Origin of the sequence: Micavibrio aeruginosavorus EPB, assembly GCF_000348745.1 — a bacterium.
Taxonomy (GTDB): Bacteria; Pseudomonadota; Alphaproteobacteria; order Micavibrionales; family Micavibrionaceae; genus Micavibrio; species Micavibrio aeruginosavorus_A.
On record NC_020812.1, the window covers coordinates 2405228 to 2420545 of the forward strand.

Here is a 15318-nt window from a genome sequence, read left to right on the forward strand (position 1 = left end):
ACGCGCACCCCGTCTTCTTTTCCGGAACTCTGCTTTGTTATGCTGCGGTGCGTATGTCGGCCAGCAAAGAGGGCCATTGCGCCGGCAAACGCCCGGCAAACGGCCCGTCTTTCGACCGCCAATAGGCCAGAATTTGCGGGAACTGGTTAAACTCCAGATCCGCTTCCTTGATGATACGACGGTCCAGCGGGAACAGACGTACACCATCCAGTTTGGAGGCACGGCCCTGATAATGGCGTTCCGTCAGATAATCCTTCATCACCTGCGCCAGAATATAGGGATCATCCGTCCCCAGACGCGAGCGAACATCTTCACGGCGCTGCATAATCACATCCAAGGCCTGGCGCGCGGCATTGGCCACGCCACCCTGGGAAATGCGGGCCACATAAATAGCCCGCGCCATATGATGCAACGCCGCCTGATCAATTTCCGGCAGCCAGATCAACACACCGGATCGCATATCCGAAACGCGCTCCAGATCGAAGCATTGGGCACAGAAAATACAGGCCGTCGTCAGCTTATCCGGATGCGCATCCGCAGGGGCAACATTCGTCCCCGGCACCGGAATCACATCCTGATATTTCATGGATTGAAAGCCACAGAACTGGCACGTGTGCTGATCACGCTCAAGCACGCGGGCCTTCACCTCGGGCGAGGCGTCGGTGTTTTTGGAAGAACTACGCGGCCCGTTCGCGCGCATAATTCCCAATGTGATGGATTTGAACTGATTGCTCAACTTCGATCAGCCTTTTAAAAGAAAATCAGGCCCGGACGGTTTTGTCCGCCGGGCCTGATTGAAACAAGACAGATTAGTTAACGCCCATCGTGATTGCGTTCAGCGTTGCCGCGGATGTGGCGGTACCATCAGCACCCACCGTGTTCAGCATCGCATCATAGACGATCGGCAGAGCGAACAGACCACCACCAGCAGCCAGACGAATTGCACCGTCTTTCAAGGCAACCTGACCCGGGTTTTCAACGTGGTCTTTAATCTTCAGAATGCCCAGAACGCCGAGCAAAATACCGAACATATAAGCAATACCAGACAGCAACCCAGGCAGACTTGCGATAGATTCGACAATATTTTCAGCAATCGCGCTGAAGTTACTACCAGCACCACCTGCATGCGCCTCGCCGGCACCCGCCAGCACCAGCACAGCCATCAATGCTGCCAGTTGGATCGTCTTTTTAGAGCTCAGTGTAATCATGGTTTAGTCCTCCTCTTACCGTTTTTTACGACTGCTTCTAGGTGAATAGTATACCATAGCCTGTAATCCCGAAAGTCTCTTGTACAGCATTCAGGACCGGGCCCAGATTGACCGCCAGCGCCCCACCCAGAACGTGGGTCATACCGGCCATCAGGGATGCCTGATGCGACCCTTCGGCCACATCACGAATAATAAACCAGCCGCGGATAAAGCTGATCCAGCCAATAATCATCATAAAGGCCAGAACGGAACTGACAACCGTGTGGATGTGGTTCAGTTCGTCCGCGCTCATGCCGGAGTCAAAGTTCAGTTCGGCATAGGTGGTAATGGTGTCTGTCGCGAACAGCGATCCGGTAAACGCCCCCATGATTGCGTCAAATGACAGAAGCGTGCCGCCGACGATAAAGGTCATCATCGTACCGAAACCGGCCGGGCCGCGCGGGCCTTCCTGTGCGCTTTTCAGCAAACGGGAAATACCGATCAGGATAAAAACAATACCTGCGAGATAGCAGAAGGCGCCAAACAGCAAGTGGATCGGGCCAGAAATATCCATAACCAGGGCCGCAACCATGGCATCCAAGCCACCGCCAACGGTCTGCGTCGCGTTAAATCCTGTCGCCGTAGGCGCAAAAATATCCTGGGCCACAGTGTTGTAGGCCGCTTCCATGACCATCGGCAGCGCAAAGAACGCGCCCCCGGCAATAAAGCGTTTCATGGATTCTGATAAAGGTGTCTGGTTCGGGTTTTCGACGTGGTCGCGCAATTTCAAAATGGCGATCACACCCAAATAAAGACCAAACAAGTAAGCAATCCCCGAGAGCAGCCCCGGGATCAAATCCGTGGCCTCCCAAACATTACACATCACCGAGCCGATGGTGTTGCCACCGCAGCCGCCTTGGCCAAATGAAATTGTAAATCCACCTGAACCCCAGCCAATGCCGATGGTGCCCAGACCGGGAATATTGATGCTGGCGCCGGAGCCGCCGATGGACCCGATGCCAGGAATGGAGAAGTTTGGAATACCGCCCAGCGCATGGGCATCCTTGGCCCCAAGACCAAAGGTCAAGATCACCGCGACCAGCGCGATGGACAAAAATCGGAACGGTTTAAGCGCGTTCAGCCTTGTCATGATGCACACCCAATTTTTCACCTGCGGGAAGCACAACCCCTTGTTTTTTATTGGTTTTCTACAACAAGATCGCATTTGATCTAAATTGCGGAAACCTCAGCTTCCAGACTTACATTACCGTTATTCTGTTAATTTATGGTTTATACGGGGTCTCTTTTTTTCGGACCCGCTGTGGATATGTCTATCATAAAAAGGCCGTGAACGCGACATAAATGACGTTCACGGCCTCTTCTTTTGTTCAGTACGGCGGTCTTACTGGGAAATCCGGCCCTCACTGCCCGTCACGACCCAGCGTCCGTTTTCATAGGCGATCGACGAAATCCGTCCCACGCCCGGCAGGCTATCGCCCACCTCAACCGTGCGCATCTCGCTTTCACCCGCGCGTGACACCATGGCCCGGCCCGGTTGCGCGCCTTTCAAAACCCATTGAACAGGCTGGGCCTGCCGTACGGCTGGTTTGGACTTCGGCTCGGCCTTCAGCGTCGTTGTGCGGGCCATCGGTGCGTCCGCGGTCGCTCTGGCCGGAGCCTGCGCCTGCGTGCTCAGCTTTTTCTCCAGCGCCTTCACAGCCGCACGCAATTCTTCCACTTCATCTGTGGCTGCGGCGGCGCTTTCCTTGCGCACCACGGACAAATCGTCTTCCAACTGATCCAGACGGGCCGCGATCAGATCAAGGCGATCCAGCATTTGCGCCGTCATTTCCGCATCGACAGAGGATGCTGATGCGGCCTGGTCCGCGGCCGGTGCAGCCAATGGTGCATCCACCACAGCAGTCGGCGCCGCCGGGGCCGGGGTGGGTTCAGACACAGGAGCCGGCATCGACTCCGCAACCACCGGGGCAGCATCGGCCACAGGCGCATCGGCGACTGCCGATGGTTTCAACAGGTCATTGGCCTTCGGCATCGCAACGGACGGCGCCGGAACAGGCGCGGCCGCCATCGGCGCATCAGGCATCGCCGGCGCATCGCTCACCTCAACCGGGCGCGCATCAGCCAACGGGGCCGGCGCAAGAACGCCAGACTTTTGCTCAGACTCTTGCCCAGAATCCTGCCCTGCATCCTGTAAGGTGGAATCAAGCGCTTGCGGGTCGTTGAACATCCCTTGGGCTGGCAACCCCTGATCCGGATCGCGCGGCATTTGCGCATCCGCCGAGTCAGCATCAGCCCCATAAGCCGGAACCGCCGGCAGATTTGCGGCAGGCGCAGGAGCCGGTGCAGGCGCCGGAAGCGGCGCAGGCAATGACGCATCCGCAGGCATCGCCGCCATATCCGTCGGGGACGCAGGCGCGGGCATAGATGGGGCCACAGCCTGGGGGGCTTGTGCCGTATTTTGTGGCGCACCGCCCATCATGGTCATCACCATGACACCGGCGCCCACCACAACAGCGGCCCCGATAATCAATTTATTCGTCAGGGACGATTTCTTTTTTGCCGGGGCCTGTTGACCGTCGTCACCCGCGCCCTCGTCCATCGTGTCCCATTCATCATCCGCCAGATCGTCGCCTGTTGTATAATCGGCGTCATACGTATCCGCGTCATCGAAACTGGTATCTTGAAAATCTTCACCCTGAAAATCATTTCCGGGGAAATCCAAATCGTCGTTATCGTGATTGCTCATCTTTTTTTCACTTTCTACACCGCTTCTATAACACTGAATGCGGTTTATAAAACCGCATTCAAATCTTGTTCAAATGATCCCGTCCAAACCCGGATATCAGTTTGTCGACGACGTGCCCGTTTCGGTCGTCGCGGTCGCAGGCGCCGCCGTTCCCGGCTGACCCTGATTTTGCACCGGAATGAAGGCCGGGATCAGGTTGCCAAACGGATTCTGGTTGGACGTTTGCGACGCCACCGTCGGCTCTGGCTTGCTGGTGCTTTGTTGCACCGGCTTGACGAACAACAGCGCCATCGGCGTGCCCGCGGCCACGCGCAACATCGGCTCGGCGTTATCCGCTTCTTCATCCAGCATCTCACCGACTTTTTCCGCCGCTTCCTCAACCGCTTTGAAGAATTCCTGTTTGGTGTCCAGGTCTTCGGTTGTCGAGGATGACGACGACCCACCCGTTGCCACGGTCAGCGTGGTCGATCCGGTTTCGGCAATCGCACCACCCAAACCTTCGATAAAGGCCGCGGCGGCAGGCAGAATGACGCGGGTGAAATATTTCTTGTCAATCTCGGTGATCATACCGGGATTGGCCGTTTTCGGGTCCAGCGCAATCGCGTCGGTGCCATAGGCAACGCCGTCCACCACAACTGTATTGAATTGCAGGGTGATATATTCGTTGCTCGCCTTAAACGAACCAATTGCACGGCTGCCCGCCAACGGACCCGACACGATCTGGGCCAAAACCGGGCCCGGCGCATCCGTGTTGGCTTCGGTCATCAGCTGGGCATATTCAATCGTCCCGGCCGGCAGCAAAATAACAACATCGGAGGCTTTTGCATCGCCTTCAGCGGCCTGACGCTCCGCTTCGGCCTTGTCCTTTTGCTCCTGGCGTTTTTGCTCGATCCAGTCCGGAGAACTGACCGATTCCTGTTCAGCACCCTTGATGGTTTTGAAATCCAGAATGGATTCCATCTGACCAGCCATCGCCTTAGCCAGCTGTTGCTTCACCTCAGCATTCGGATCAACCGGCGGGGCCTGTGGGCCCGCTTCCGGAGCGGCTTGTTTTTCTTTCTCAATCCGCTCGGCCTGCAGGCGGCGCCAGCGTTCCAGCGGATCTTCCTCGGACACCTTGGCTTCATCCAGCGGAATCACGCCGCGCGTGGTGCCCACCGGAACGGGCAGGGCGCTTTGCCCCGTGCTTTTCGCCTGATCAATCTGGGCCTGGTTGAAATCTTCAATTTGCCCGCGATAAGTATCCGAAACATCGTTGGCCCCGGGTGCCTGGGTCAAATCCGACCCCGGACGCATCACGGATGTACCACCCGTTTGCTTTTCCCCGCCAAACAGAACAATACCGCCAACGATGGTCGCAATCGCACCCAGAACAACACCGATCTTGACCATCGGGTTGTTGCGGAGCATGTCGCCCATCGACTGTTCGCCGCCGTCGAAATCCTCGAAACCGGCGTCCTGACCCAGCGGGTCGTTGTCGAATTCGTTATTGCTCATCGCTGTCGTCCTTTTCACTCAGATGCGCGCGCACCATGCGGCCCTTGTCGGACAAGAGCAAAACCGGCGCATCTTCAATTGTATAGACATTCATGCCATCCGCCGAACTGACCGATCCGCTCCATCCCGGAGACAGCATGGTCAAAGGCGTCCGCACGTAAACATTGCCCTTGAAACGATAGGCCGTGGTCCGGCCATCAACGCCAGAGACCACCAGTTTTTCGGCGCTGTCCGGGATAATTCCGTCCAGAATGCTGGCCTGCGCGGCGTTGCCCGCGGCGATGGTAATACCGCCATCAATAATCGGCGGTTTGGCATACGGGCCATATTCGGGAATGCGGGCATCCATACGGTAATGAACGGTATCGCGACGCGTGTTCATCACGAACGTGATCGGCGTTTTCAATTCCAGCAATTTGACGGACAGGTTGCCATAGGCAAATTCCTGCATCGGCGTGACGCGCAGGACCCAGCCCCCTTCACCCGGTTTCAGGATTTCAAAATCCCCGGCCCAGCTGACATCTTCGATCGGCCACGGCGCACCCGTCACATCGACGAAGTTCAGCGTGGTTACGTGACCAACGGCCACCTTGATCTCAGACGGGCGAACACCCGGGTCCAGCGCCACGGTTTGTACAACCACCTCCGGCTCCGGGTAGGGTTGCAACGGTGTCTGCACCGCTTCCAGCGTTTGATCATAACGCTTCAGCAATTCACGAATTTCTTCCGGGCGCATCGGCAGAAGGCCGGTAATAGCGGCTTCAAATGCATCTTCACGGATTTCGGCTTCGATATCCTCGGGCGATTTTTCCGCCAGATCCATGTCCATGCCACCTTCAACCGGGGCCAGACCAGCATCCTCCGGCAAGGCCAGGCCCGGAGCGCGTTCCATCGCATCCATGGCCGGGGGCAGGGCGCTGTCATCTTGCGCAACAAGGTCATCCGCCGGTGGTTCGGCATCCATCTGCGCGGCCAGGCCGGGTGGCAACGCATCCTGCGCGACAGCCGGGAGAACCGACAACGCCGTTCCCGCCAGACAAACGCACACCGCACCGAGTGCGACGGGGCGCACAGCGCCATGAAGACCTTGGAAATATCGATTGAATTTCGATGTCATGAATATTCTTTTTAGACCCCGGCTCTATTACCCCAGCGACACAACCCATCGCCGGGCAAGGATACAACGTGCCAATACGACTGTCACCACCCTATTACCCCTTAAATCCGGCCCATTAACCCGGTTGCGCAATCCATTGTTCGATCCCGACCCCGTTGGCGCTTTCCAGACGGGACACACGCACGATCACCATCGTGACCAGCCATGTATCCGACCGGGTTTTCGACCCCGCCTGATAGGTCAGGATCATCGGCAACTGGACCTGCCACTGGTAACGGCCATTGACCAGCCCTTCGGACACCAGAATGGGTGCCCCCTTCGGCGCGGCTGTGATAACCTGTTGATATTCCTCAACACTTTCGATGATACGAGAGCGTTGCAAGGCCTGGGTAAAGCTTTCCCAGCCCCGGCGGGTGAAGTTGCGGGACGCTTCCTGCAGGCGACGGCGATAATCGCTGAAGCCAAAGGTCATAACCTCGGTCGCGGCCTGCGCCACCCAGGACATCAAAGCCGGAGCCGACAGGTTCGGCGCGTTCAGCGGCACCATCGGCACCAGACGCCCATCTTCGGTCGTGGCGAAATAACGGTTTTCCGGCTGGTGCGTATGCACAACAAAGAACATCGCCCCAATCAGCCCGACAATCACGAGCCCCTGGATCAGCGCCAGGCGCAAAAGGGACCGGTACCCGTCCTTATAAAATTCATTCCGGACAATGACGGTCCCCAGCCCGCTGGGCACGGTGTGGCCCTCGGCAATCGCGCCCTTCACGGGCTTGCCGCCCTTTTTCACAGGCGCGGCACCGCGTTGTTCGGTTGCGCGAATACGGCGCGGATTAGGCGCATCGCCACCCCCGGCAGATCCACCGGGTGCTTGCATATCGGGTGTTTGGGCCATGATTGCCACCTGAAAAAATATCTAAACTGTCTAAGGGCTGAAAGACCGGAGGGACCCCCGGCACGCACGTCCCCTCAAATGTACCAACAAAACAGCTTGATAACCAAGGGTTAAAATTTCCCTACCGCGCGCAGGAAAGGCGGCCGAAAAATCGCCGAACGAAAGATATTGCAATTTAGGCCCTCGCAGATTTGTACAACAGCCAAAAGAATATGGTAGACTATCCCCAGTTATAAGAAGACACCGGGACGAAATGCGGGGGTGACCGGGCCATGATCCATGTTCTGAAAAACAAACTCTTTCTTGTTGCGCTGCTGGTCGCGTTGTTCGCGGGCACATTGAGCGGCGGCACATCCGTTAAACCGGCCTTTGCCCAATTGGGCGGCGGAACATGCGGACCGGGCACGCCGGGCATGGGGGCCTATGTTTTTGGTGTCGTTGAATATGGCTTTGGTGTCATTGAAACATTCCCTGTCGGGATTATCGCGACCGAAGAAAACGTCAACTATACCCGCGAATGGATGGTCACCGATTTCTTCAACGGTTGTATCATCGACATCTTCTTCAAGGAACACATCCTGCCCGCCATGATGATGATGACGGAGCAACTCTCCGCCGTCGGCATGCAGCAAGTTTCTGCCATCGGCATGTTCATGGATGCCAAGCACCAGCAGGAAACACAGCGCCTGTTCCAAGAATTGTCCGCCCAGGCGCACAAGGATTACCAGCCGAGCGAAGAACTCTGCTCCCTCGGTTCTGTCATGAAATCGCTGGGCGCTTCGGACCGGAACGCCGATCTGACCGCGTTGATGATGACGGAACGGTCCCTGAAGCGTCAGTTGGGGAATGCCAACTCCAACGCATCCGAAGGGCCGAAAGAGGACCGCGAGGGCCGTCTGGAACAATTCCGTCGCCGTTATTGCGACCCGAATGACAACGACGGTGGCCTGGCCAGCATTTGCGTTTCCGGCGGCAACAACGCAACCAAAAACAAAGATGTGGATTACGCCCGCACCATGGCGTTCCCGCAGACCCTGAACATCAACTTCTCGGACAACACATTGACGGATGACGAAGAAGACGTCATCGCGCTGGCTTCCAACCTGTTCTCGCACGATGTCTTCACCCGCATTGCGCCGAGCACTTTGGAAGTGGCCGCAAACCAGGACGAATATCTGAACGTTCGGTCCGTCATCGCGAAACGCAGCGTGGCCGAACATTCCTTCAACACCATTCTGGGGATGAAGACCGCCGGGTCCAACGCCGCCGGCACATCGCAGTATATGAGCGCGATGCTGCAGGAACTGGGCATGTCCGCCGCGGATGCGCAATCGCTGATCGGGGCCAACCCCAGCTATTACGCCCAGATGGAATTGCTGACCAAATCCATCTTCCAGCGCCCGGAATTTTTCGTTGGGCTGTATGACAAGCCGACCAACGTCGCCCGTAAGGGTGTGGCGTTGCAGGCTCTGGCCCTGATGCAGGATCGCGACACGTTCAAGAGCAACCTGCGCAGTGAAGCCATCCTGTCCGTTCTGCTGGAAATGGAAGTCATGAGATTGCAGGAAGACGTTCAAAACCGTCTGCCGCGTATGGTTGACAGTGGCCCGAAAAACTAAGGGACCGCAGAATGACAACACACGGACACACGCCACAGCATAAAGGGCCGCGCCATGCGTTGCGGCGTTTTGTGCTGTCCGCCTGTGTCACGGCCCTGTTGATCCCGGCCATGCCATCCGCCTCCCACGCAACGGCGGACATTCAATTGATCCGCGATAACTGGGTCCGCGCCTTCATGATGATGACGGAACAACTGTCCGCCGTCATGATGCAACAGGTGGCCGCCATCGGCATGTTTATGGACGCCAAGCACCAACAGGAAACACAACGCCTGTTTCAGGAACTGACCGCGCAGGCACACAAGGATTATCAACCCAGCGAAACATTATGCATGATCGGCAGCGCCACACGGTCGCTGGGCGCAACGCAGTCAAAAATTCGCGCCAACGCCGCCGCCTTGGGCGCGGGCATGCGCCGCCGCGAATTGCTCAACAACAACATGGCATCGTCGTGGGGTGCGTTTGCCGACCGGGCCGCCCGTTTGGCCCAGGTGCGCGCGGTCTATTGTGAAAAGGCCGACAACAACAACACTTTTCAGGATTTTTGTGCCTCCAACGGCACCGGCCGCACGAACAAGGACGTGAATTACGGCCGCACCGTGGACAAGGCCTGGACCCTGAACGTCGATTTTACCGATGACCAGCTGACCGACGATGAAACCGATGTCATCGCGCTGGCCCGGAACCTGTATTCCCATGACGTGTTCACTTACACGCCGGAAACATTGTTGCTGAACAGTGATTCCATCACCTTGTTCCAGGATACGCGCGCCGTCACCGCCCTGCGCAGTGTGGCCGCCCATTCCTATGCCACCATCACGGCGATGAAGGCCCCAGGCACGGGATTGTCGGCAGACAACATCCGCGACATGGCCCAGATGCTGGGGATGAGCCCGGATGACGTCAACAACGTCGTCGGCGCCAATCCCAGCTATTACGCCCAAATGGAAATCATGACCCAGAAATTGTACCAGAGCCCGTCTTTCTATGTCGGCCTGTACGATAAACCGACCAACGTCGCCCGGATCGGCGTGGCCCTGCGCGCGATGCAGATCATGGCCGACCGCGACAAATATGAAGCCAGCCTGCGCCGCGAAATGCTGGTCGCTTTGTTGCTGGAGCTGAAACTGCGCCGCTATCAGGAAGAGGTCGAAAACCGCCTGACGGGCAAACTGCCCCGCACCGGACCGCGCGCGACCGCGACCCCGTAAAGCCGGATATTTTCATATAACACCCTCAAAGTCCTTTCTTTTTGCCGCCGCGCCCCCCGCGGCCCGGTGGCACCGCATTTGCAAAGACTGTCCTGAGATATCGTCTCTGCCGGGCAAAACCTGCCCAGCGGGGACCCGCTTTCAATCTTGTCGCAATGGAGCGAAAGAATGAGCATTTCAGGTCTGGATTCGGCCCTGTCCGGTTTGAAGATCGCCCAGCAACAGCTGAGCGTCATATCGAACAACGTCGCCAACGTATCAACGCCGGGATATTCCCGAAAAATCCTTCCGCAACAAACCGTTGCGATTGAGGGCCAGACCGTCGGCGTCAAGGCCAACGCCGTGGTCCGCAATGTCGATATGTACCTGGCCCGGGATTATTGGACCCAGGTCAGCGCGGTGACCTTCCAGGACACCACCGCCACCTATATGAACCAGATTCAGCAGTTCCACGGGGCGCCGGATGCGGAAACATCCATCTCGGCAAAAATTACCGCCCTGCAGGATGCGTTCCTGTCCCTGGCCAACCAACCCGACAGCGAAGTCGGCATGCAGGCCGCCGTCAGCGCCGCCCAAAGCACCGCCCAGAAATTCAACGATTATTCCAAACTGATGACCCAGATGCGGAATGACACGCAGCGCGAACTGAGCGAGGCGGTCAGCCAGGTCAACACGTTGCTGAACCAGGTGGCCAGCCTGAACAAGGAAATCAAAAGCAACATGGCCCAGGGGCGCACCGTCGCCCAGCAGCAAGATCAACGCGACGCCGCGATTGAGGAATTATCGGGACTGATCGAAATCAGCTTCTTCACCCGCGGGGACGGCGTTCTGGTCGTCCAGACCAACGAAGGTTTGCAATTGGCCGACGACACGGTCAACCCGATGTATTTCAACCCGACACAGCAAACGACCCAGACCTATTACCCGGCCAGTGCCGCGGGTCTGTATGTCGGCGGCAACCCGGACGAAGTCCGCGTGTCGTTTGATATCACCGAACGCGATCCGGGCGGCAAAATCGGCGCGTTGCTGGCCATGCGCGATGAAACTTTGCCCGCGTATCAGGCACAGCTGGACGAGCTGGCTCACAAAACCGCCCTGCGCCTGTCGGAACAGGGGTTGAACCTGTTCACCGATCAATTTGGCAACATCCCGGCCAACACCGATCCGGTCCCCAACCCGCCCGGCCCGCTGACCCCTGTGCCATATGTCGGATTTTCCGCGATTATGCAGGTGAACCCGGCCATTTTGAATGACAACAGCCTGATCCGCTCCGGTACCGTGGTGGGCAGCGCCGTACAGGAAGGATCGAACGAAGTCCTGCGCCGCGTCGCCGAATTTGCCTTTGGCAACATCGCGTATCAGGAAGCGCAGGGGAACGTTGATATTCGCGTCGCCGGCATTCCCGATACATTACAAAACATCTTTGGCCTGAACCCGCAGGCGCAAATGCGCGGTGATGTGAATATTCACAATCTGTCGCTGGGCGTGCCGCTTAACGCCGCGCCGGATCATCCATTCCTGCCCATCAGCGGACCGCCTTTGCTGGATGATTTCACCATTCGTATTGATGAGGGCGGGGCCAACGACACGGGCGATATCACCATCGACCTGACCGCCGTGGACACCGCCTATCCCACGCCGCCCTCCACCAGCGGGGCGCAGGCATTGGTTGATTACCTGAACAACGACGTGTTCCCGACACTGGCTCCGCCATTGGACACCACCGTCACCGCGTCCTTGAACCAATTCGGCCAATTGATGATCAACGCCCAGCATGACATCGGGATCGGTGTCGGAAATATGGGCGAAGACGGGCTGGAATATCTGGGCTTGAAGGCCGGAACGACGCAAGCCGTCGATCCGTATTTCACCGTACAGGTGGGGCAGGATGATCCGGTTCGTGTCAGCATTTCACCGGGTGACACGGAAACCGATTTGCTGACCAAGCTGAACAACATTCCCGGTGTTCAGGCCAGCATTGACCCGGCCACCGGCTTCTTGTCCTTCCGCCCCGGCCCGGGGTTCGGCGGTGATATTCGCATCGTTGACGGAACGATCCTCAGCGCAGGGGGCAACACGCCGAGCCTGGAATTGCTGGGCAGCGCCAGCCCGGTGGTCAGCGTCGCCCACGCCCCCTTCCGCGAAACCCAGTTGGGGGCCGGGTTACAGGTCAGCTCCGGCTTGCCGGGGACGCTGACGCTGGAGGAATATTCCCAGCGTATGATCAGCAACCAGGTGGCCGAGGTGAACGCCACCACCGCCAAACAGGCGGATGAAGCCAGCCTGCGCGATTTGTTAAACACGCAGTTGCTGAACGAATCCGGCGTCAATCTGGATGAGGAATTGTCGCACTTGATTGTGGTGCAATCGGCCTTTGCCGCCAGCGCCAAAACCATTACCGCCATTGATGAAATGTTCCAGCAATTGCTGAACGCTTTCTAAACTGAGAGGATAGACCCATGACCGCGATATCGACCTACGCACGATCCATGGCGCAATCGCAGCAGATCAAACTGATGCAGATGCAGTTTTCCGACCTGCAGACACAGTTGAACACGGGCAAAAAAACCCAACTGCTGTCCGGTTTGGGCAGTGATGCCATCGTATCCAAACGGGCCCGTGCCGATTTCAACGAACTGCAAACCTATATCGACAACATCGACAAATCCCAGACCCGCATCAAAATGATGCTGGAGGCTGTTGAGGGGATCAAGGCGCAGGCCACCGCCGTCGCCGATGGCGTCATCAATCAGGTGCAGGAAGGCGAGATCAGTGAACTCGGCGCCCTGCGTGATCTGGCCGATAAATCATATGATTTCATTCTTGATCTGATGAACACCCGGGATGGCAACACCTATCTGTTCGCCGGATCGGATTCCGGATCCCAGCCGATCACAGATGCCGGGACGCTGGATACCTATTTCGCCACACTGAACGCGGAATGGGCGGCGGGCACATTGACCGTCAACCCACCCAATACGAATATTGCCGAGGAATATATCAGCCGTTACACCAACATTCCCGAAACCACGATGGGCATCAACGGATCACTGGTCGATGCGAAGAAAGTCATGGTGCGCGCCGATACGACGGTTGAGGTTGATTACACCGTGATGGCGAACCAGCAAGGGTTCAAGGATATCCTGACCGCCGTGTCCGCCCTGCGCAATCTGGGTGATTTGGAAGACGCGCCGGGGGCGACATACGAAGAACAGCAGGAAAATTTCTACGCCGTGTTTAACAACATCGCCACGCAACTGACCGGGGCGCTGGACAAGATGGATGAATATGGCACGAAATTAAGCCTGGCCGATGTCCGGATCAAGGAAGCAAAGGCCGATCACAAAATCGACCAAAACACACTGACCGCCACAATCGAACGGATCGAAAACGCGCCGATTGAGGAAGTGTCGGTGAAAATCACCGCTCTGGCCACACAGCTAAACGCCACCTATCAGGTCACAGCCATGGCCAGCCAGTTGAGCCTGGTGAATTTCATCTAATAAAAAAGGGCCCGGATGGGCCCTTTTGATTGGGTTTTCGATCTCTTAGGACATCGGCTGAACATCCACCACCAGAACCGACGGTCCCTGGGGCAGATTGGGATGCAAGCGGCCCAACGGGCGGGCATCCTGATCATTAAAGGCGCTGAGCGCGCTCAAAACCGCTTCTGCGTAATTGCTTTTCATTGTGATCGGCGCGGGCAATTTGAAATCGCGCGCGGAATTCCAGACCAGTTCAACGCCCGCATCGTGCGACCATTGCAACAAAACATCGCGCAAAGATGCACCACGGGCGGCCTTCCACGTCTGGATCGCATCGGGATTAAAGCGGGTTTGAACAGCCTCCTCCGCCGCCAACGGGGCCGGGGCCGTCAGTGACGCATCCGACATCATCATATCGTCTTGGGTCATATCATCCTGGATCACATCATCACCCATGACAACATCGCCGGGCGCGCGGGGCGTGGCCACCGGATCAATAAACCCAACATCCTCAACCCCCATCAACGGGGTCGGGGCTTCAACCGCCACCGGATCGTCCGATACGGGTGTCTCCATCATCGGGGCCGGGGCGGCATCGCGCACAACAGGCTCGGCCACACTCTCACCACGGCGAAGATAAACCTCGCGGACGGGCTCATGGGCAGGTGCGGACACAGGGGCCGCATGAACCGGCAGAGCCGGGGCTTCAACAGGAGTTGCAACAGGAGCCGCGGCCACATGTGCCGCAACCTCTTTCGGTCCAACCCAAACGCGTTTGACATCATCCATCACGCGCACGGACAGACCGTATGCGGCAACCGCATTCTCCAGCACGGTGGGCCATGCGGCGCCACCATCCCAATCAACGCGCTGGCCCTGATCCACGGACGGATCAAAAACATACCCATACCCAGCCGGAACAATCTGGCGCATAGCCAGCACCAGCGGCAGGTCGCGCCCAAAGCCCTCCGCCGTGGCGTGGTGCGACGGCGCAGACACAGGAGCGCTTGCCTGTACCGGCGCGGACGGAGCGGGCGCGCCCGTCCCCTTGGAGACGATCAACGCCGGTTTATGCCGGGTCGGTTGGTGCAGGGGTTTTTCAATCTGGGGCGCGCGCGGGGCCGGGTGCGCATCGGCGTGAACATGCGGTGCCTCGGTCGCGGGCGACAGGCGCATCATCGGCTTTGGTTCAGGCTGTTCGTCGATTGCCGGCATCGGGCGGGGGGGCGGCGGCAGGTCATCCATCACAGTTCCGGTCGCGCCATCATCCGTCGACACTTCCGTCATGGTGACGTCGATGATTTCGACTTCACTGACCGGGACGGCGCTGACGGGCGGCATCACGCCATCGGTATCCGCACTGACGGACGAAGCCGCCGGCGGGGGCGTAAATTCAAACCCAGCCAGAGCCGGCACAGCGAAGGAAGAGGTCAGAACACACACCGTCCCCAACAGTAAAAAGCGGGACGAAAAAAGGGCGCGAGAGTTCATGGTTTAAAAACCTTGTCGATTGTTGCCAGTCAGATATGCCAGTCGGTCA

At 57.9% G+C, this 15318-nt stretch carries 12 protein-coding genes; 4 read left to right on the top strand and 8 right to left on the bottom strand.

Annotation, left to right across the window (positions count from 1 at the left end; genetic code table 11):
• Positions 1-37: 37 nt before the first annotated feature.
• From A11S_RS11390 to A11S_RS11420, 7 genes are all read right to left on the bottom strand, one after another.
• Positions 38-736, bottom strand: a complete 699-nt coding sequence (locus A11S_RS11390; RefSeq protein WP_015468663.1) for a hypothetical protein — start codon at positions 734-736, stop codon at positions 38-40.
• A 73-nt stretch (positions 737-809) separates the two neighbouring features.
• On the bottom strand, positions 810-1208 hold the full coding sequence (locus A11S_RS11395) for a hypothetical protein (RefSeq protein WP_015468664.1): 399 nt from the start codon (positions 1206-1208) through the stop codon (positions 810-812).
• A gap of 37 nt (positions 1209-1245) precedes the next feature.
• Positions 1246-2337 carry a hypothetical protein gene (locus A11S_RS11400; protein WP_015468665.1) on the bottom strand — a complete coding sequence of 364 codons (1092 nt, stop codon included), beginning with the start codon at positions 2335-2337 and terminating at the stop codon, positions 1246-1248.
• Positions 2338-2589: 252 nt separating this feature from the next.
• Positions 2590-3954, bottom strand: a complete 1365-nt coding sequence (locus A11S_RS11405; protein WP_015468666.1) for a hypothetical protein — start codon at positions 3952-3954, stop codon at positions 2590-2592.
• 96 nt (positions 3955-4050) lie between these two features.
• Positions 4051-5451, bottom strand: coding sequence for a DotG/IcmE/VirB10 family protein (locus A11S_RS11410; protein ID WP_015468667.1), 1401 nt, complete (start codon positions 5449-5451; stop codon positions 4051-4053).
• Positions 5441-6568: a DotH/IcmK family type IV secretion protein gene (locus A11S_RS11415; protein ID WP_015468668.1), complete on the bottom strand. Its 1128-nt coding sequence runs from the start codon at positions 6566-6568 to the stop codon at positions 5441-5443. The genes A11S_RS11410 and A11S_RS11415 overlap by 11 nt, the downstream gene beginning before the upstream one ends.
• 115 nt (positions 6569-6683) lie before the next feature.
• Complete coding sequence (locus tag A11S_RS11420; protein ID WP_015468669.1) at positions 6684-7463, bottom strand: type IVB secretion system apparatus protein IcmL/DotI; 780 nt, start codon at positions 7461-7463, stop codon at positions 6684-6686.
• Between the two features lie 272 nt (positions 7464-7735).
• Between A11S_RS11420 and A11S_RS11425 the strand changes: the two genes are divergently transcribed.
• The 4 genes from A11S_RS11425 to A11S_RS11440 all read left to right on the top strand — a co-directional run bounded on the left by A11S_RS11425 (position 7736) and on the right by A11S_RS11440 (position 13796).
• Positions 7736-9082: a hypothetical protein gene (locus tag A11S_RS11425; protein WP_015468670.1), complete on the top strand. Its 1347-nt coding sequence runs from the start codon at positions 7736-7738 to the stop codon at positions 9080-9082.
• Between the two features lie 11 nt (positions 9083-9093).
• The gene (locus A11S_RS11430; protein ID WP_015468671.1) at positions 9094-10293 is read left to right on the top strand and encodes a hypothetical protein; all 1200 of its coding nucleotides are present in this window, start codon (positions 9094-9096) and stop codon (positions 10291-10293) included.
• Positions 10294-10461: 168 nt separating this feature from the next.
• Positions 10462-12735, top strand: coding sequence for a flagellar hook-associated protein FlgK (flgK, locus tag A11S_RS11435; protein ID WP_015468672.1), 2274 nt, complete (start codon positions 10462-10464; stop codon positions 12733-12735).
• A gap of 17 nt (positions 12736-12752) precedes the next feature.
• Positions 12753-13796 (top strand): flagellin, encoded by a 1044-nt coding sequence (locus tag A11S_RS11440; protein WP_015468673.1) that lies wholly within the window; start codon positions 12753-12755, stop codon positions 13794-13796.
• Positions 13797-13841: 45 nt separating this feature from the next.
• Here the strand turns inward: A11S_RS11440 and A11S_RS11445 are convergent, their stop codons facing one another.
• Positions 13842-15269: a TcpQ domain-containing protein gene (locus tag A11S_RS11445; protein ID WP_081604785.1), complete on the bottom strand. Its 1428-nt coding sequence runs from the start codon at positions 15267-15269 to the stop codon at positions 13842-13844.
• Positions 15270-15318 lie beyond the last annotated feature (49 nt).